This is a genomic window from Bacillus sp. 1A (assembly GCF_052682215.1).
Genome location: NZ_JBQYLZ010000001.1, coordinates 3,010,841 through 3,031,451, shown reverse-complemented (window position 1 = coordinate 3,031,451; position 20,611 = coordinate 3,010,841). Strand labels below are relative to the sequence as shown.

Here is a 20,611-nt window from a genome sequence, read left to right as displayed (position 1 = left end):
CACTCCCTTTTTATTCGTTGCACCTACTAATTGTGTATTACCAATTCATATAACACAGTTCCACTTATTCCAAGTTGCATATAATGTTCCATATCCATTACTTGCTTTAGAGAGGATGCTAAATTTGTTATGTTATTTTTAAATCAAAAACCTGAATATAATAAATATGATATTGGTGATTATACTTATAGTAAAGTAGGTCCAACCATTTTTTCTTGGAATGATGAAACAAAATTAAAAATAGGTAAGTTTTGTTCATTAGGAGAAGAAGTCGTTTTTATACTTGGCGGTGAACATCGCGCAGACTGGATAACGACATACCCATTTAATGCATTTTTTAATGAAGGAGCACATATTACTGGTCATCCTTCTTCAAAAGGTGACATCGTAGTCGGCAACGATGTATGGATTGGTTATCAATCCTGCATTTTATCTGGTGTTACAATTGGTAACGGAGCCATTATTGGGGCAAAGAGTGTTGTTACAAAAGACGTACCTCCATATGCAATTGTAGCTGGTAATCCTGCAAAATTTATTCGATATCGTTTCCCGCAAGAAACGATTGACAAACTAGAAAATCTCGCATGGTGGGACTGGGATATTTCTATTATAAAAGGAGCCATTCCATTTCTACTTTCCAACAAAATCAACGAGTTTTTTACCTCACCCGAAAATGAATCTATGTGATTAATACAAAAAGAGCATCCTATTCTTTCAGGATGCTCTTTTTGTTTTTATTTCTTATGTTCGTGCAAATGATTACACGGAGAACATTGAAATGGAATTTTATTTAAGCAATTAAAGTTCGTTTCACAAATTTGTTCGATCGTTGGGACGAACGGTATGACCACAATATTACTTTCTATTATTTGTGTAACAGGTGGTAACACTGTACCTACTTGATGTTCGAAGCGAATACTCGCTTGATTTATATAATTTCCTGAACCACTTGGCGCGCTCTGAACTACTACTTGGAACGAGACTGTGCGTGCTTCACCTGGATTTAAACTTCCTATAAGAAATCCTGATACTGGGTTTACATTTGGCACTGGCGTATTATCAACCTTTACACTTCCAAGAACAAATCGAACACTACTATCTAACATATCTTGAAAACGAATATTTTGTATCGCTGTATCTCCCGTATTTGTAATAACTGTCGTAAACGTAATAACATCTCCAATTGTTGCTGTTTGATGATCCGCCGTTTTTACGACTGTCGTTGAGACATTTTGAGGAATAAACGGGATAACAACTGTATTGCTATCGCCTTCAACTACTACAGGCGGTTCATTTGGATTCACAGTTGCAAACCCACTCGCTGTCGCTGTATTTGTAACTAAGTTATTTATTTGCCCTCCTGTTATTACAACTTGGAAATTAATAATAGCTGCATCATTTGGCTGAAAATCACCTAACGGAATACCAGTATTCGGGTTGGCAAATGGAAAAGGTACATCATTGACCGTTACCGTGCCATTTATAAATAGCGTATTCGAATCAATGATATCCGTTAAAACAATATTCGTCACAGGAACTGTACTATCATTTATAACAGCAATTCCGTAAGTGACAACATCTCCTACCATCGCTACTTCAAAGTTTGCTCCTTTTGCAACAAATAAAATCGCGTTGTTTACTGTTACAATCACAGTATTACTCGTGTCCATTACTGTAACCGGCGGCTCTCCTGGTACTAAAATATACTCTGCTAACGCTCCAGCAACGTTTACTACTGTACCACCATCTGGAAAGCTCGTAATCGTAGCTTCATATGTTACAATCGCCGTCTCACCGACTGGAATGTCTACAATCGTAAATCCAACCTGCGGATTTACTCCCGGACGCGCTACTCCATTTACCGTTACACTATTTGGGACAAAAACAGCTTCCGGAGATAGCACATCAATAAATTGAACATTCATCGCATCAGCAGTACCAGTATTTAATATTCGAACCGTATACATTACCGTTTCTCCTACTCCAACAATTGAATGATCTACTTCTTTTTGCATATCTAAACTGCCTCTATTTACTGGTGTGACTGTCGTATTACTTGAATTCGTAATTGTAAACGGAGGTTCTCCTGGAATTAATTCGAAATCACCCGTTACTCTCGCTGTATTCATAATGCTACTAGAAGGCGGAATTGCGATTACATTTACTTCAAATGTAATTAATACACTATCCCCTACTGCAAGATCAGGTAATAAAAAGCCTACAAATGGATCTAAACCTACTTGTGGAATCCCATTTATTTGTACACTTCCGGGAACGAATTCTAAACTAGGTGACGGAACATCAATAAATTGAACATTTGTCGCTGTTACCGTTCCTGTATTTGTAACTTGCACACTATACGTTAACGTATCTCCTAAACGTGTTGCTTCTTTATTTACAAATTTTATAACGCTGAATCGTCCTCTATTTATCCTTGTTATTGTCGTATTACTCGGCTCTGTTACTACAACCGGTGGCTCTCCTGGTACTAAAGTAAAGCTTCCTGTTATATTTGCAACGTTCGTAATTGTTCCTGATGCCGGGATGCTTGTAACTGTCGCTTGAAACGTCACTACAACCGTTTCACCAACTAGTATATCTCCAACTCCAAAGCCAGTAATCGGATTTAAGTTTGGTTGCAGGGCTCCATTTATCGTTACACTATTTGGTACAAATGACGCTCCTGCTGAAATCGTATCAATAAACTGAACATCATTAGCTGTTACTGTTCCTGTATTCGTTATTTGAACCGTATACGTTAATACATCTCCAACTAGGGTAGCAGCCCTATTTACCTGTTTTATAACATTAAATCGTCCTCTATTTACAGTTGTAAGTGTTGTATTGCTCGGTTGGTTTACTACAACTGGTGGTTCTCCTGGTACTAGTATAAAGCTTCCCGTAACATTCGCGGTATTAGCAATTGTTCCGTTTGATGGAACACTGACAACTGTTACTTGGAACGTAACTTCTACACTTTCACCTGGAGTTATATCTGGAAGCGGGAATCCATTATTAGGATTGAATCCAGGTTGTAACACACTATCTATCGTTACACTATCTGGGACAAATGTGATCGAGGACGGTAATACATCACTATATTGAACATTTGTCGCTACCACTGTACCTGTATTTTGAACTACTGTTGTATATGTGATTGTATCGCCTACTGCAACAACCGGCTGACTCACTGATTTTAAAACATTCAAACCAGGCTCATTGATTTTTGTTAATGTCGTATTACTTGTCGTTGTTTCCGTAATAGGCGGCTCTGTTTCACTTACAGCAAATGTTGCTGTAACGTCTACAAAGTTAACAACGGTTCCACCTTCCGGTATGCTTGTAACCACTTCCTGATATGTGACAAGTACAAAATCATCTACAGGTATATCTGGAACTGTAAAACCAATGAAAGGATCTAATCCTGGTGCCTGTACTCCGTTTATACTCACACTTCCTGGTACAAATGCTACACCAGTGGAAGTAGTATCGATAAATTCAACATTCGTCGCTGCCACTGTTCCAAAGTTAAAAATCAATACATCATACGTTAATATTTCTCCTACAGTGGCTACTTCTTTATCTACTAGTTTTAATGGGAAAATCGAAGCTATATTAATTGTCGTAACGACTAAATTCGTTAATATCGTTTCCGTAATCGGTGGTTCCTGAGGATTTGGTTGTGAAGTAAACGTAACGTCAGCATCGTTTAGGATGACTTCATTATCTGGAATTTCTGTAATTGTCACTTGGAATGTTACTGTAATACTTCCACCAGCAATTAATAATGGAGTAACTGTAAATCCTATTTCTGGATTTAAACCGAATTGCTGAACGCCACCTATCGTTACACTATTTTCAATAAATGTCGTTCCTTCTGGGATTACGTCTTGGAAGAGTACATCTGTAACAGGTATAATTCCTATGTTCGTAATTAGCACGCTATACGTTAATACATCTCCAATAGCCCCAGTTGCAACATCAACTGTTTTTGTTGCTGTTACTTCACCAGGAGGAGGTAACGGTATCGTAACTACTGTCGTATTACTTGTATTCGTCGTTGTTACAGGGGGCTGTAAAGGATTTAATAAGAAAGTGGCTGTAGCAGATGCCGTGTTTAGTACAGCTCCGCGCGTGGATGGCGCAACTACTGTTACTTGGAATGTTACAGTCAATGCTGTTCCAGCAGCGATATTAGGAAGCGTAAAACCTATATTTGGATCAAATCCAGGTTGAGGCGTTCCATTTATCGTTACACTATTTGCTACAAATGTTGTTTCTGGAGCAATTGGATCAAGGAAGGAAACATTCGTCGCTGTTACCGTTCCATTATTTCTAATGACAATAGAATACGTGTAAGTTTCTCCAAGTGCAGCTTGTTGTACAGATGAAGATTTTTGTATATTTAATCGAGCTGTATTTACTTGCGTCACTACAAAATTACTATTCGTAACAGTCGTAATTGGAGGATTTGCTGGATTTATAAGAAAACTTGCAGTAACGTTCGATTGATTTCTTATATTTCCACCGCTCGGAACGCTCGTCACTGTAACTTGAAACGTAATCGTAGCCGTTTGCCCGACCGGAATATTTGGTACTGGGAAACCTGCCATAGGATCCGCGCCTTGCTGAACGACTCCATTTATCGTCACACTATTTACTACAAACGCAGTACCAGACGGAATTGGATCTTGAAAAATAATATTCGTTGCAGGAACAGTTCCTGTATTTTGAATAAGAATCGTATACGTTAACGTATCTCCTACACCTGCTTGCGGTGTATTTATACTCTTCATTACATTAAGTGATCCTACATTCACTCGCGTTACAACAATATTACTAATTGTTACAATTGTAATTGGTGGCTGGAGAGGACTTATTTGGAAATCCGCAGTTACATTCGCATTATTCGGCAGAACTCTATTTGGCGGTACACTCGTGATTATCACTTGAAAAGTAACTGTTACCATCCCTCCTACTGGAATATTGGCAAGCGGAAATCCAGTTGTTGGGTTTAAACCTGGCTGAGGTGTTCCATTTATCGTTACACTATTTGCTACAAATGTTGTTCCAGATGGAATTGGATCAATGAATGATACATTTGTCGCTGCTACTGTTCCAATATTTTGTATACGAACTGTATACGTTAACGTATCTCCTACACCTGCTTCAGCAGCGCTTACACTTTTCATTACATTTAACCCTGAAGAATTCACCACTGTCATAACAGTATTACTTGGTACTGTTACAGTTATCGGTGGCTCTGTTGGATTTACAAGAAAATCTCCAGTTACATTCGCATTATTTACGACATTATTTCCTTGGGGAATCTCATCAATTAATACTTCAAACGCAACAATTACACTCGCGCCAGTAGGCAAATTATTTAATGGGAATCCAAGTTCTGGATCTGCCCCTTCTTGTAAAACCCCATTAACAACTACACTATTTTCAATAAATAATGTCCCTTGTGGAATTGAATCTTGAAAAAATACATTTGTAGCTGGTACACTACCTGCATTTATGATTTCAATTGTATATACTAAAATATCCCCTACCGTTGCAACATTCGTATTCACTGATTTCACAACTTCAAAGTTCCCTGATTGTACTGTTGTATTCACAACATTACTCGGAACATTGATTGTTACTGGTGGTTCACTCGGATTCACTTGAAAACTCGCTGTTACATTTGCTTGATTTAAAATATCTTCATTTTCTGGATCCTGTACAATTAATACGTCAAATGTGACTACAACTGTTTGAGCCGCAGGAATATTCGGAAGAGAGAATCCTGTATTCGGATTCAATCCACTTTGCGATACTCCATTAATGGTTACAGAATTTGCAACGAATGAAACAGCGGAAGGAATAGGGTCTTGGAAAAATACATTTGTTAACGGAACGTTTCCTGTATTTTGGACGGCAATTGTGTATGTTAAAGTATCCCCTACCGCCGCTTGCATTGTATTCACTTCTTTTATTACATTTAAACCGCCTGTATTAACTTGTGTCACAACTGTATTTGTTTGTCTATTAATCGTTACTGGTGGTTGATTCGGAATAACGACGAAATTAGCAGATACATTTCCGCGATTCGCAATCGTACCTCCTGATGGAGTAGATGTTACTCGTACTTGAAAAGTCACTGTCCTACTTCCGCCAGGAGATATGTTCGTTACTGTAAACCCAGTCGCTGGATTTGCTCCAGGCTGTGAAGCCCCATCCACAGTCACACTATTTGCGATAAAAGTCGTTCCAATTGGGATTGGATCTTGAAAAATAACGTTCGTTGCAAGTACATTTCCTGTATTTTCAATTGTTACAGTGTACGTAAGAATGTCATTTACTGTCGCAAAAGCTCTATCTACTGTTTTTCTCGTTCTTATGTCAGCTATATTAATAGTAGTAAATACAGTATTACTTGTCGCTTGCCCGGAAACTGGTTGTTGACCAGGTACTGGAGTAAAGTTAAATGTTGTACTCGCACGGTTCGGAATTGGATTGACAAGAGGATTAGATGTTACTCGAACTTGAAAGCGCACTACCGTCGTTTGCGAAGCATTAATACTTCCTAGATTAATACTACTTGCTGGATTTGCTCCTGGACGTGCTACCCCATTTACCGTAACACTATTTGGAACAAATGTTGTGCCACCAGGAATACTATCAACAAAAACAACATTATTTGCAGTGACATTTCCATTATTCGTCACATTAACTGTGTATGTTAATACATCATTAAGGGTTGCTGTCTGTAAATCTACAGATTTTTGCATACTTATAGTTGCTTGATTCACTGTCGTTTGTACTGAATTTGAAGAAGACATACTTGTAATTGGTGGACTACCGACGAAAGGACGGAATTGATATGACACCATTGCGCGATTCGGAATAGGATTTGGGTTCGGAAACGATGTTATTCGTACTTGAAATGTAACAACTCTTTGCGCGTTAGTTGGGATTGTGCCTAAATTAATTCCATTAGCAGGGTTCGAATTCGGCTGTGTTACTCCACCTACCGTTACACTACCTGTAACAAACGTCGTTCCGTTCGGAATACTATCTTGTAATATAACATTTTCTGCACTTCCCGTACCTGTATTAGGAACTGTAATTGTGTAGGTAAGAATATCTCCAACTCCTGCAACTGTTCTATTGACCGATTTAACAGGATTAATAATTGGCCCCGTTGCATCAATTTGAACCCCAAAACCAGCTGCAGCATATCCATCTCCATTAGTAACGAATCTAACCGTTGCTGACGTTTGATTATTTACTAATGATGCAGAGGCATTTACATTTGTAATATCCCACCCTTGTCTTCGGACGGCTAAAGCTATCCCTAAAGGCTGATTCAAATCTCCAAACGTTCCAGTTGTATCTAACTCTCCAATATCGTTACAAATTTGTGACTGAAAAAAATTATTTGCGGGGTTTCTCGGGCCGGATAATGCAACTGTAGTATTTGCATTTGGTCCAAAACGAAGTTGATCTCCAACAATGTTAGAATCACCTTCTTGAGCAGTTACGAGCACCCGTCCTGTTACAGCTCCTGTGGCTGGAGTAGCAAATCCTGAAATAGTAGCATCCACTGGTGGTGATGAAGCATCGATAATTTCTTGACCTGCATAAACTGATAAATTCCGAAGTGGCAAACTTGCATTTTGATACACAACCTCAAGTGTCCAACCAGCCGAACGACTAATTGTTGGATCAAATGAAGTTCTTGCAGCTGGCACTGCACCTGTAGTATAAGTTCCTGCCCCGCCTGCACTAACAAGATTCGTTACATTGGCAGAGCGCGCATAATAAAACTGATTCCCTACTGAACCTTGCTGCGCAGTAGCAGGATCTGGCGTAACAGAAAAAGTTCCAGCCGGTGTTGTAAATGTAATATTATCATTTAAAAACGGTAAAACATCTTCCGTATCAGTCCGGAAAGTACCAGCCCAAACTAATTCTGCATATAACACACTACTTCCCGCTAGAAGATTTAAAATTGCACTTGAAGAATTCAACTGCCATTCATCTGTTGTCCCTGCTGGGAATCCTGGTACTTGCAACGCTGTATTTACTGTCGTAAATACAGCAAGTGTACCGAAAATATTACCTGGCGCAGGCGATGTAGGGCTAAGCCCTAACGTATTCCCAGTGAACGTGACGGCACCAGGTACTGTTGTTGTAAAACGATTTATAAAAGGCACACAATCATCTCATTTCAATTATAGTAAAAAGTGCTCTATACTATAAAATGTAGACAAACTATGCAATGTACTTTGTCCAACAAAATTCCGCACATACGAGAGGAGCTTACTACACTATGCGCTATGTTATCGTAACAGGAACTTCACAAGGTTTAGGTGAGGCAATCGCCGCGCAATTATTAGAGGAAAACACAACCATCATCTCTATTTCTAGAAGAGAAAATAAAGAGCTTACTAAACTTGCAGAGCAATATAACAGCAATTGCATTTTCCATTCCTTAGATCTTCAAGATGTACATCATTTAGAAACTAACTTTAACGAAATCATTTCATCCATTAAAGAAGACAATGTATCTTCTATTCATTTAATTAATAATGCGGGTACAGTTGCACCTATGGAGCCGATTGAAAAAGCAGAAAGCGAACAATTCATTACGAACGTTCACATTAATTTACTTGCCCCTATGATTCTTACATCTACATTCATGAAACATACGAAAGACTGGAAAGTAGATAAACGTGTTATTAACATTTCATCTGGTGCAGGAAAAAATCCTTACTTTGGATGGGGCGCTTATTGTACAACGAAAGCTGGTGTAAATATGTTTACACAATGCGTAGCGACTGAAGAAGAGGAAAAAGAATATCCAGTAAAAATCGTCGCTTTTGCACCTGGTGTTGTGGATACAAATATGCAAGCACAAATTCGTGAAACAAATAAAGAAGACTTCACTAATTTAGAACGATTCATCACACTAAAAGAAGAAGGAAAGCTATTATCACCTGAATATGTGGCAAAAGCTATTCGTAGCTTACTAGAAACTGAGAACTTCCCGCAAGGTGAAGTCATTCGAATTGATGAATAACAAAAAGGCACGCTATAATAGCGTGCCTTTTCATTTTATTTCTCTAAAAATATAAGTACAGACTCCGCAATTTGTTCATAACCAATTTCTTGATAAATTTTATTAGACGTAGGGTTCGCTAAATCAGTATATAACGTAGTCGTCTTATATCCTTCATCTAACATACGTTGACTAAGTGCAGCGACACAACTAGATGCGTACCCTTTTTTCCGCGCTTCTTTCGGTGTATATACGAAATTAACTGTTATATTGTTTGTAGTCGGTCTCGTTTTTGCAGCTACAGAAACAAGCTTCCCATCTACATCTAAACCAAATAGCCGACGGTTCGTAATTAATGTATGAGCGGTTTGTTTCGCTTCTTCTTTCGTAGTAGGCAGGTTCACATCTTCGCAGAATTGATATATCCACTGTTCTATTAATGTTAGCTCATCACTACTTACTTCTCGAAAGACTCCATCTCCGTTCCACTTTTTCTTCACTTGTTTTAATTCATATATACCTTGCTTCATTGCAACAGTAGTTTTCTTATTTTCTAACTCCGCAATCTCTTCCGCTAATCTCTGTACCATTTTCTTATTACCAATCAATCCAGGAACATTTAAATATACTTTCGTTAATTTTTTTGCAAGTTCCACGATATCCTCTTCTGCAATTTCAGACGTAGCAACAATGATTTGTTTCTTTTCTTCAGTTTGAAGAAATACGACTACAATTTCTTCCTCTTGTTTTGCTACTCCCATAAATATCGGCTCTTGGACCATTTGTAATACACCTAATATGAGATTATTTTCCTGCTCATTCTTTTCTAAAAATGGTGTAACATCTTCTTTAAAATGAAGAATCTCTTTATATACGTGTAATTGAATCATCGACAATCTCTTCTCTCCATCTATATTTTAATTAAGTATTGGCGATTAATTCATTAAATCCTTCTTTTACGATTCAATATAATTCGAAGTTAACATATTCAAATCAGTTTCAGCTTGTAAAATTCTCTGTTTTTCTTTTTCAAATACCTCTTCTTCTTTTTGAAATGACTCTTTTCGATTGTTAATCATGCGCTCCATTTCTTTTTTACTCGGTCCACCGTATACATTTCTTTTTTGTATAAAAGCTTCTGGTGATACAATTTCTTCCCACTCTTTTTCTAATAAATGTATTTTAAATTTTTCTTGTAAGTATATATTTACATCTTTGAAATGTAATTCATGCAGCTCCTTTTGCTGCTCCAATGACATTTTCGCAATAACACTCGCTGCATGATGCGCATGCCGAAATGGAATGCTATAGTTTTTTGTTAAAACATCTGCGAAATCAGTTATCGTAATTGCATGTTTATAAGAACGACTCTTCAACGTTTCTTCTTCTACTTTCATCGTTCGAATAACTGCATTCATAATACAAAAAACACGAATGGTCTTTTCAATTCCTTTATATAAATACGGCTGCAGGTCATCTTCCGTATCGACAATATCACCAAATGGTGTATTATGAATCATTTGAAATACTGTAAATGCTTCTCCTAAAGCACTACTCGTAATCGCACGGGCGTGTTCAATGGAAACTGGATTTCGCTTTTGCGGCATAATACTACTTATTTGTACATATGGCTTTGCAACAGTAATACCATCATATTCTTTCGTCGCTAATAGTAAAAAGTCATGAATCCATCTGCTCGTATTCGTCATAATTACCATAAGTAACGAGCTAACTTCTAATAAATAATCCGCTCCAGCAACAGCATCATATGAGTTCTCAATTACATTTGTAAACCCAAGTAAATTGGCAACTCGCTCTCGTTTAATTGGGAAACTTGTTGTAGAAAGAGCGGCGGCTCCCATTGGAGACTGATTTAAAAGTTTGTACGTTCGTTTCATTCGTTCTAAATCTCTCTGCATCGTATCATAAATCGCTAACGTATAATGACCAAATGTTGTTGGCTGCGCTGGTTGTGTATGTGTATAAGCTGGCATAATCGTTTCTTTATGATCAGCAGCAAGTTGTAGTATACTTTCTTGCAATAACAAATGATGCTCCATTAATCGTAATACATATCGTCTTAAACTCATGCGATACATCGTTACACCCATATCATTTCTACTTCTACCAATATGCATATTACTTACAAAATCGCTTTTCGCTTCTTGAGAAATTAAATGTTCCACTAAAAAAAAGAGATCTTCATGCTGCTCTGTATAGAGCAATTGCTCTTCTGGAATTCCCTCTACCTTTTTTAATGCGTGTAGTATAACTTTAGCTTCTTCCTTTTTCATTAGACTTTCTTCTGTTAGCATCACAATATGCGCTTTATGCACTTGAAACATATCTTTCAATAAGTAATTTCGCTGAAAATGAAATACATGTTGTAATACGCAATCCACATATGTTTTTCCAGGGAAATCAGCGCCTTCACTCTTTATAAAATCTTCTTTACTTTGTTTCATCACCTTTTCCCCTCTCACCTAAGTATTACTACCCATCATACCCAAAGATAGGAAAAAAGTGCTTGTACATAAAGTGAAACTTTAATCAGTGGGGGTTTTCTTCATCCCCACTGATTATTAGTTGAACCAATCGGACTTTAATGGGCAGTTGATCCCCCACCTAACTTCTTTGCTTTCGCTGAATTTTGAGGTGGGGGTCTTACTGCCCATTAAAGCGGGATAAAAATAAACTCGGTGCTCTCTGCACCGAGTTTACTTAATAAAAGTCGCATCATACTTATCACTTTGCAACACTTGGAAATGTAAGTTTGCTAAATGTTTCCGTATTTCTGCACTGTCGTCCTCATTTAAATTATTTGCTAAAAACACTATTTCTGTACAATTCCCGCGTTTATCCATCGCATAAACTGCTTTTGTAACTGTCCATGGCGTATAGCCATTTTTTTGCCCTGCATGTCTAAATGTTTTACGATATTTTTTAGCACTCATATCTGTTTCAACGATATTCGCCCACACTTTTTCTTCGGCTTCTGTTAGGCCACCTTTATGATTTGCCTTTTGAAGCAGTACCATATAATCGTTTGCAGAAGCTGCTGGTAATCGATCTGACCAAATTTTATCGTAACGTTCCTCTAAATAAAGAGGAATTTCCTTCTGTAATAATGGTCCCTTCTTCTTTAAGCGTTCATGTATAATCATCGCATATTCACGATATTGCTCTTGAGACATCTCTTTTAACTTTTTCTCTATTTTATATTTCGGAACATGTAATTCTTTATGCAAATATCCAGGGATGTATAAAGATGAAACAATCGGAAATAGCGGCTGATGTGCTGGAAGCGATAAACTTTGTAAATTACGATTAATATTATCTAATCCTAACACTTCCATCAAATATTCAGCATTCGCATTCGAACTAAACTTAACCATTCCTTTTGCCACTTCTTCTAAAGAAACTGCCCCTTCTGTTATCTTTTCTGTCTTTTGCAAATACCTTTGCCATCTATCTTGTGCACCGCCATCTGTATTCGGCACATAATAACGATTTATATCATTAATGGAAACGAAACTAGACGGATCAATTTTCCCTTCCGTAACTTGTTTCGTATATTCAAGCGCCACAATTAACTTCATCGTACTAGCAACTGGCAATACAACATTTGGATTTACAGAATAAACAACTTTATCATTTCTCTTCACGAGAAGCGCACTATTTTTTTCATCTTTATGTTCTTCAATAAAGGATGCGATATACTGTGCATCATCATTATTTGAACTCCACACTTTTTTCACTAAAAAATTACCCGATATTAGCAAAACGAAAATACCCACAATCACTGCGCATACTATAGTTTTTTTCAAGTAAAATTCCTCTCCTATTGTATAACTCTTCTCTATCTATCTCTTTCAAACAAAATAATGGAGATGATTATTTTAGTAATCATCTCCATTATTTTAACTTGTATTCTCCTATTATGTCTACGTCATAATTTTCACGAAGTCTTCGAGAAATTTTTTATAATGTAATGACCAACCAATTCGCACCCAATTCTTTAAAGATTTTGCATCAGGTTGTGGACGGAAATCAGCAATACTTTCTCCCTTTGCAATCTCTACTGTATCTACATCGACACGACGGTACACATAATCCAAAATAGACGGATTCGCCGCAACCATCATTGTAACAACGTCATGTACTGGGCTACCTGTTATTTTCGGATTTAACTTTTTATACGCTTTATAATAATACGTAAATATCGGTTCAATTAATTTATTAAAATTCGTTTTAGAGTGTTTCGTAATATATTTCACCATTTCTGGCGTAATAATTGCTTCAGATGTAACATTAAGTGGCACCAATGTCACATTCTTGGCATTTTGCATTACTAATTGTGACGCAATCGGATCACCATGGAAATTCGCCTCTGCGACTGGTGTCACATTGCCGGGCACTAAAAAGGCACCACCCATTATATAATATTCTTTCACATACTTCATCATCGGCTTTTCTAAAATAAATGCTGTCGCTAGTGTCGTTGACCTACCAGCATCAACAATGATTAATTCTCCTTTATACTTTTCAAGAATATCAAAAAAAGTACAAAAAGGTTTTATATTTGGTGAAAAAGCTTTTGGAGGTTTAATTGGCCCTAAACCGTCTGCCCCATGAATTTCTGGATAATACGTTGTAACATCTCCGGATAAAGGAATTTTCGCACCATTAATAACAGGTATATCTTCCCGCCCTGCCATTTGTAGCAAATATGCTGCATTACTTGTCGCCTTTTCTTGTGTTACATTTCCATATCCGGTTACAACACCAACAATATCAATATCAGGATGCATAATTCCGTACATGATGGCTAAAGAGTCATCAATTCCTGGGTCTCCCAAAAATAATACTTTTTTCATCGACCTCAACTCCATCCCCTCAATTGTTATTAATTTATGAATAACAATTGGTATACAGAATAAAAAAGAACAAATTTATACGAAAAAACGCAGTCCTATAAGGACTACGTTCTTCCTCTAACCTATACTGTTTTTCTTCACAGCACTCATACTCCCAATGATATAAGCTATAAACGCTAAACAAATTGGGAAGACAACTGTATGTATACCGAACGGATTTGGGTAGAAAAGATGAATACACATATATGAGCCTACCCCAACTAAAATAGAGGCAAGCGCTCCTGTTGCATTTCCTTTTCTCCAATATAACCCTAATACGATTGGCCAAATGAATGCTGCTTCTAACCCACCGAAAGAAAATAAATTTAACCATATTAAAAAATCTGGTGGTTTAATTGCTGCTGCATAAACGAGTAGCCCTACGATACCAGTAATCCACAAACTTCCTTTTCTAATCGTACTGTCTGCTGCATCTTTATTTATGTAATTTACGTATATGTCTTTAATAATTGATGAACTTACAAGTAACAATAATGAGTTTACTGTAGACATAATTGCTGCCATTGGCGCAGCTAAGAAAACTCCAGCTAGCCAAGGTGGCAACACTTCCATCGCGAGTAGCGGCATGACTTTATCCGGTACCGTTATACCCGGAAGTACGACTCGCGCAAATACACCTGTTAAATGCATACCAATCATAATTGTACCTACAACAACCGTTCCGATTATTAACGCTTGATGCATAGCTTTTGAATTTTTATAAGACATAGCACGCACACTAATTTGCGGTAAACCAACAACGCCAATCCCAATTAAAATCCAAAATGATGTCACATATGATTTCGTTAAACTACCATCCGCTCCGAATGGTGTAATTAAATTCGGATTGATTTGAACAAGTTCCTGCATAATTTTTTCAATTCCACCACCGGCAATGACAGTAGCAATTAAAATGATTGTCGTTCCAACTAACATAATAATCCCTAATAACGTATCTGATAAAGCAACTGCACGAAATCCACCAATTAATACGTACACAAGTACAGAAAAAGTAAATAAAAATAGTGCTGTTGTATAAGATAGACCCGTTAGTGATTCAATTAATCGGCCACCACCGACCCATTGAGCTACTGTTGCTGAAAATAAGAAGATAATAATACATAACGCAGAAAGTATAACAACTGCTTTATTATTGTATCTTCCCTTTAAATAATCGATAAGAGTAATGGCTTCCATCTTCCTAGCGATAATTGCAAACTTTTTACCGATAACCGTTAAAACGATATACCCTGTTACAACTTGAATCGCAGATAATAATACCCATCCGAGGCCCATATTGTACGCAATACCTGGACCACCAATAAAGCTACTAGCACTACCGTACGTAGCAATCATTGTCATCGCTAATAATAAACCGCCAAGTTCACGCCCACCAAGAAAATATTCTTGTAAAAATTTATTATTAGCAGTCGCTTGTACGCGTCTTGAAGCATATACACCAATTAAAAATACAACGATAAACGAAATTATCATTGGAATGATTACATACCAATTCATCTATTATTCCTCACTTTTTTCTTCCTCATCGAGTGAAATATCTTGAAATACATAACGAACAACTAAACTAAGTAAAATAACCATAACGATAAATCCAACGATACAGCTATAAAAAAACCATGCTGGAAAACCGAATACATATGTATATTCACTTGGATTTTTACTACCAAGCCCATAAGCAAATCCGTACCATATTATAAAATTGATAATAGCAAGTCCAAGACCAATTAACGCTTCTCTATGGGCAATTCGAAAGCGTGGATCATCATGATAATTCTTCATTTTCTCCCTCCTCTCACGATGTATTATTGTACCATTGTTCTTCTAGTTTTTCCTACTAGAAAGCAAAAACAAGCAGGATTTTTTATAATCATATAGAAGTTTCTCTTACATTACATATTTTTTACAATTGTAACACAAATGAAATTTGAATTTTCAGTATTTGTTAATTATGATTAAAATTAGATGCTTTCCATCTAGTTCCCACATCCTTGATTTCGGAATAAACGCCGTCTCGTACTGCGTTTACATTATATTTTCAAGGGGGTTATACAATGAGTCAACTAGCTGTAAATCTTCATGAAAAGGTAGAAAAGTTTCTTCAAGGTACAAAAAAGTTATATGTGAATGGATCTTTCATTGAAAGCGCTTCCGGAAAAACATTTAAAACACCTAACCCAGCAACCGGCGAAACACTTGCCGTCGTTTCTGAGGCTGGTCGAGAAGATATTCATAAAGCTGTCGTTGCAGCTCGCATGGCTTTCGACGAAGGTCCTTGGTCTCGCATGAGCACTGCTGAGCGAAGCCGTCTTATGTACAAGTTAGCTGATTTAATGGAAGAACATAAAGAAGAGCTTGCACAGCTCGAAACATTAGATAACGGAAAGCCAATCCGTGAAACAATGGCAGCAGACATACCACTTGCAATTGAACATATGCGCTATTATGCTGGCTGGGCTACGAAAATCGTTGGTCAAACAATTCCTGTTTCTGGTAATTACTTTAACTATACACGCCATGAGGCTGTTGGTGTCGTCGGTCAAATTATTCCTTGGAACTTCCCACTTCTTATGGCAATGTGGAAAATGGGAGCAGCGCTTGCTACAGGATGTACAATCGTTTTAAAACCTGCAGAGCAAACTCCACTATCTGCTCTATACTTAGCTGAATTAATTGAAGAAGCTGGATTCCCGAAAGGTGTTATTAATATCGTTCCTGGATTCGGTGAATCAGCTGGACAAGCTCTCGTTAATCATCCACTCGTTGATAAAATTGCATTTACTGGTTCTACTCCAGTCGGTAAACAAATTATGCGACAAGCATCTGAATCATTAAAACGCGTTACACTTGAGTTAGGCGGTAAATCACCAAATATCATCTTGCCAGATGCTGATTTATCTCGCGCGATTCCTGGTGCACTTTCTGGTGTTATGTTTAACCAAGGACAAGTATGCTCTGCTGGATCACGCTTATTTGTTCCGAAGAAAATGTATGATAATGTCATGGCTGATCTCGTCCTCTATTCTAAAAAACTAAATCAAGGTGTCGGTCTTAACCCTGAAACAACAATCGGTCCTCTCGTTTCCGAAGAACAACAAAAACGTGTAATGGGCTACATTGAAAAAGGGATTGAAGAAGGCGCTGAAGTACTTTGCGGAGGAGGCAATCCATTCGATCAAGGCTACTTCGTTTCTCCTACAGTATTCGCTGACGTAAATGACGAAATGACGATCGCAAAAGAAGAAATTTTCGGTCCAGTTATTTCTGCAATACCTTTTAACGATATTGATGAAGTAATTGAACGTGCAAATAAATCACAATTCGGCTTAGCGGCTGGTGTGTGGACAGAAAATGTTAAAACAGCACACTATGTTGCAAGTAAAGTACGTGCTGGTACTGTATGGGTAAACTGTTATAACGTCTTTGATGCAGCATCTCCATTCGGAGGATTTAAACAATCTGGTCTTGGCCGTGAAATGGGATCTTACGCATTAAATAACTATACAGAAGTGAAGAGCGTTTGGCTCAACTTAAATTAATGAAAAAAGAACCTGGCCTATCCGGTCAGGTTCTTTTCATTATGTATTCCTTTAAACTTGTAGCCCTCCGCTCACATTCAATACTTCTCCTGTAATATAGGATGCGTATTCTGACGCTAAAAAGGCAGCTGCGTTCGCAATATCTTCTGGCGTTCCAATTCTACCAACTGGAATCGCGCCAACCATCTTTTCTTTCACTTTATCTGGTATCGTTTTTGTCATATCTGTATCCATAAACCCTGGACAAATCGCATTGCACGTAATGCCGAAGCTTCCAACTTCTTTCGCCGCTGTTTTCGTTAAACCTACAACTCCTGCCTTTGTAGCAGCATAATTCGCTTGACCTATGTTTCCTTCTCTACTAATTGAAGATATATTAATAATGCGTCCATACCCTTGTTGTCTCATGTAAAGAAGCGCTGGCTGCATACAATAAAAAACACCTGTTAAATTTACTTGCAGTACTTGTTCCCATTCTGGTTTCTCCATTTTATGTAACATAGCATCTCGCGTTATTCCTGCATTATTTACTAAAATGTGCAGTGTACCAAATGTTTGGACAGCGTATTCAATTAAGGACTTCGCATCATTTTGATTACTCACATCACAACGATACTGCTTCACTTCATATCCTTCATCTGATAATTCACGTGTCGTTTTTTGTAGCTTCTCTTCATTTACATCGCTAATTAATACTTTAGCCCCTAGTTTTGCATAAACCCTTGCAATCTCTTTTCCAATTCCCTGTGCAGCTCCTGTTACTACAGCTGTTTTCCCATTTAAAAACTCCATCCCTATCCCCCATTTCTATTACTTATACTGTATATTTCGGCTCTTTGCTTCCCAATTCCTCTTTGTATAAAAAAGTCTATTTGTGTCAAACTAACTTTGCAACGTCGCATAAAACACAAGGAGATTGTGTCGAATGAACAAAAAAAATTTCAAGCAAAACAAAGCTGCTGATGGCATTGATGTTGAGTTCTCTCGTGAACTCGCTGACCACAATGACTTAGAAGCAAACGCACGTGCAAATGCCGCTGATGCACGTCAAAAACGCCAGTCAACAGAAAAATAAGGAACGCACAACCTTATTCTTTTCAACAGGGACCTACTACCCAACAAAATAAACCGAGAGATATCCTCTCGGTTTATTTTCTATATTTTTTTATATAATGTGCCAAAGTAAGTAACGGATATATATATGCATAGCTATGATAATGAATATAAAACCCACCTGGTAAACCTGTTCCGGTAGGATATTTTTCATTTACATAAGGATTCGCAAGCAAATATGAAATACCTTTTCGAATAGCTGGTGTTTCTTCATCATGGTAAGAAATGAGAGCATCTAACGCCCATGCTGTTTGGGATGGTGTACTAAATGGTAAAGTAATGAACCTTTTTTCCACGCTACTTTGGCACGATTCCCCCCACCCACCATCTTCATGCTGTATATGTTCCAACCATAAAGCTGCTCTTTTCATTGATGGATTGCTAGATGGAATTCCGAGTGACCGTAAACCAGTCATAACAGCCCACGTACCGTATATATAACAAATCCCCCATTTCCCATACCATGATCCATTTTCCTCTTGCACATTCATTAACCAATTTATCGCACTTTGTTTTTGTTTCTCAGGCAATTCATTTTGCGCGTATGTCCCGAAAAGCTCTAACACTCTTCCTGTAATATCTGGTGTAGAGGGATCTGTGATCATATCGCTTGCATTTTCGATTGGTAAATTTGCTAATAAATTGCTCGTCACACCTTTTTCAAATGCTCCCCAGCCACCATCATTATTTTGTAATCCTTTAACCCAATTGACCCCTTTCTTCCAAGCATTATCTACATTTTCGTTCCCTCTACTTCTTGCCAACGCTCTTAGCACAGCTGTTGTATCATCGACATCTGGAATTGTCGTATTCACATCCGAAAAACCCCAACCGCCTGGAGTCAGCGCCGGAGCATGTACGCTCCAATCAGCTTTTTTTGTATGCTGTTTTTTTAATACATACGCTGCTGCATGTTGAATCACCTTATTATCTTTCGAAGCGTGGGCCTCTTGTAACGTATAGCTGAGTAAAGCCGTATCCCATACAGTTGAAGGAGAGTTTTGCAAATGATTCCCTTTTTCCATCTTCCATATATAAGATGTTATCCCTGCTATAGCTTTTTGAATCATCGATGATTGAAGAGAATGTCCTAACGCGAGTAAAGCATAAATCATATAAAATGAGGCAGTTGCGTAACTATATAACGTTCCATTTTCATCAATACGCTCTTTCATAAAACGTTCGACTTCCTCATATCCTTTATGGTGTAAAGAAAGGGGATACGATATGATTTGTTTTACATCACTTAATAACGTTTGAAACAACGGAGACCGCTCCTCCCGAAACCATTTCCCGCCCCCGCCTGCGATATGATTTAAATTTGGCAGTAACTTTTTTCCTACTCGAAATCTTTTATTTAAACAAACCATCATCGGAATTAAATGAATACGTGCTGAGCTACTCAATTCAAATATACTGAGGGGAGAATCTTTTTGCAGAAACATGATTGGTGTTGGTAAATGAAAGAGTGAAGGATATTCATATTCTCCATGAATCGCTAATAAAAACTTCGTCATAAAATGAGCACGCGCTACCCCGCCACGCTCATTTATAAACATTTCCGCTCGTTTCATATTCGCATCTTCTTTTGTATATTTTTTCGATGCAAGCAAGGCAGCATAAGATTGAATTGTAGCAGATAAATTGCCACCCACTTCATCTTCATACAATTTCCATGTTCCTTCATTTGTTTGAAGTGATGCTAATCTTTTTACAAACGGTTCTATCTCTTTATCTCTACCTAATAATTTTAATAAAAAAATCATATGGCAATCTGTTAATGGTGCTCCTTCAAAACAAAACTGCCACGTTCCATCTTGCCGTTGCATCGTTTGAAGTGCAGTTGTTCTTCTCGCTATTTCTTCATGCACTTTTTCATATAATAACAAGTTACTCACCCACCCTTTCGAAATCCGTATAACGATATTCAAAAAGGTAGCTAAATATGTATGAAAACAAAGAAAAACAGAACA

General features: G+C 37.6%; 13 protein-coding genes. 4 read left to right on the top strand and 9 right to left on the bottom strand.

The window, feature by feature from the left end:
• Positions 1-129: 129 nt before the first annotated feature.
• On the top strand, positions 130-687 hold the full coding sequence (locus tag ACUN0F_RS15355; RefSeq protein ID WP_046954606.1) for a CatB-related O-acetyltransferase: 558 nt from the start codon (positions 130-132) through the stop codon (positions 685-687).
• Positions 688-734: 47 nt separating this feature from the next.
• Here the strand turns inward: ACUN0F_RS15355 and ACUN0F_RS15350 are convergent, their stop codons facing one another.
• Complete coding sequence (locus ACUN0F_RS15350) at positions 735-8,207, bottom strand: DUF7507 domain-containing protein (protein WP_445539634.1); 7,473 nt, start codon at positions 8,205-8,207, stop codon at positions 735-737.
• A gap of 116 nt (positions 8,208-8,323) precedes the next feature.
• Between ACUN0F_RS15350 and ACUN0F_RS15345 the strand changes: the two genes are divergently transcribed.
• Positions 8,324-9,073 (top strand): (S)-benzoin forming benzil reductase, encoded by a 750-nt coding sequence (locus ACUN0F_RS15345; RefSeq protein WP_445539633.1) that lies wholly within the window; start codon positions 8,324-8,326, stop codon positions 9,071-9,073.
• A gap of 35 nt (positions 9,074-9,108) precedes the next feature.
• Here the strand turns inward: ACUN0F_RS15345 and ACUN0F_RS15340 are convergent, their stop codons facing one another.
• From ACUN0F_RS15340 to ACUN0F_RS15315, 6 genes are all read right to left on the bottom strand, one after another.
• The gene (locus ACUN0F_RS15340) at positions 9,109-9,942 is read right to left on the bottom strand and encodes a GNAT family N-acetyltransferase (RefSeq protein ID WP_445540821.1); all 834 of its coding nucleotides are present in this window, start codon (positions 9,940-9,942) and stop codon (positions 9,109-9,111) included.
• A 66-nt stretch (positions 9,943-10,008) separates the two neighbouring features.
• Complete coding sequence (argH, locus tag ACUN0F_RS15335) at positions 10,009-11,517, bottom strand: argininosuccinate lyase (protein ID WP_445539632.1); 1,509 nt, start codon at positions 11,515-11,517, stop codon at positions 10,009-10,011.
• Between the two features lie 252 nt (positions 11,518-11,769).
• A complete protein-coding gene (locus ACUN0F_RS15330) occupies positions 11,770-12,879 on the bottom strand; it encodes a serine hydrolase (RefSeq protein ID WP_097889894.1) in 1,110 nt (369 codons plus the stop codon).
• Positions 12,880-12,996: 117 nt separating this feature from the next.
• The gene (locus tag ACUN0F_RS15325) at positions 12,997-13,929 is read right to left on the bottom strand and encodes a nucleoside hydrolase (RefSeq protein ID WP_445539631.1); all 933 of its coding nucleotides are present in this window, start codon (positions 13,927-13,929) and stop codon (positions 12,997-12,999) included.
• Between the two features lie 117 nt (positions 13,930-14,046).
• A complete protein-coding gene (gene panF, locus ACUN0F_RS15320; protein ID WP_001104843.1) occupies positions 14,047-15,486 on the bottom strand; it encodes a sodium/pantothenate symporter in 1,440 nt (479 codons plus the stop codon).
• A gap of 3 nt (positions 15,487-15,489) precedes the next feature.
• Positions 15,490-15,768, bottom strand: a complete 279-nt coding sequence (locus ACUN0F_RS15315; protein ID WP_046954599.1) for a YhdT family protein — start codon at positions 15,766-15,768, stop codon at positions 15,490-15,492.
• A gap of 272 nt (positions 15,769-16,040) precedes the next feature.
• Here ACUN0F_RS15315 and dhaS point away from each other — a divergent pair, with 272 nt between their 5' ends.
• A complete protein-coding gene (gene dhaS, locus ACUN0F_RS15310; protein ID WP_046954598.1) occupies positions 16,041-17,525 on the top strand; it encodes an aldehyde dehydrogenase DhaS in 1,485 nt (494 codons plus the stop codon).
• A 51-nt stretch (positions 17,526-17,576) separates the two neighbouring features.
• Here the strand turns inward: dhaS and fabG are convergent, their stop codons facing one another.
• Positions 17,577-18,317 (bottom strand): 3-oxoacyl-ACP reductase FabG, encoded by a 741-nt coding sequence (gene fabG / locus ACUN0F_RS15305; RefSeq protein ID WP_000395032.1) that lies wholly within the window; start codon positions 18,315-18,317, stop codon positions 17,577-17,579.
• Between the two features lie 133 nt (positions 18,318-18,450).
• Between fabG and ACUN0F_RS15300 the strand changes: the two genes are divergently transcribed.
• Complete coding sequence (locus tag ACUN0F_RS15300) at positions 18,451-18,600, top strand: YfhD family protein (protein WP_001035806.1); 150 nt, start codon at positions 18,451-18,453, stop codon at positions 18,598-18,600.
• 73 nt (positions 18,601-18,673) lie between these two features.
• On the opposite strand, the gene ACUN0F_RS15295 is transcribed toward ACUN0F_RS15300, so the two are convergent.
• Positions 18,674-20,527 (bottom strand): terpene cyclase/mutase family protein, encoded by a 1,854-nt coding sequence (locus ACUN0F_RS15295; protein ID WP_445539630.1) that lies wholly within the window; start codon positions 20,525-20,527, stop codon positions 18,674-18,676.
• Positions 20,528-20,611 lie beyond the last annotated feature (84 nt).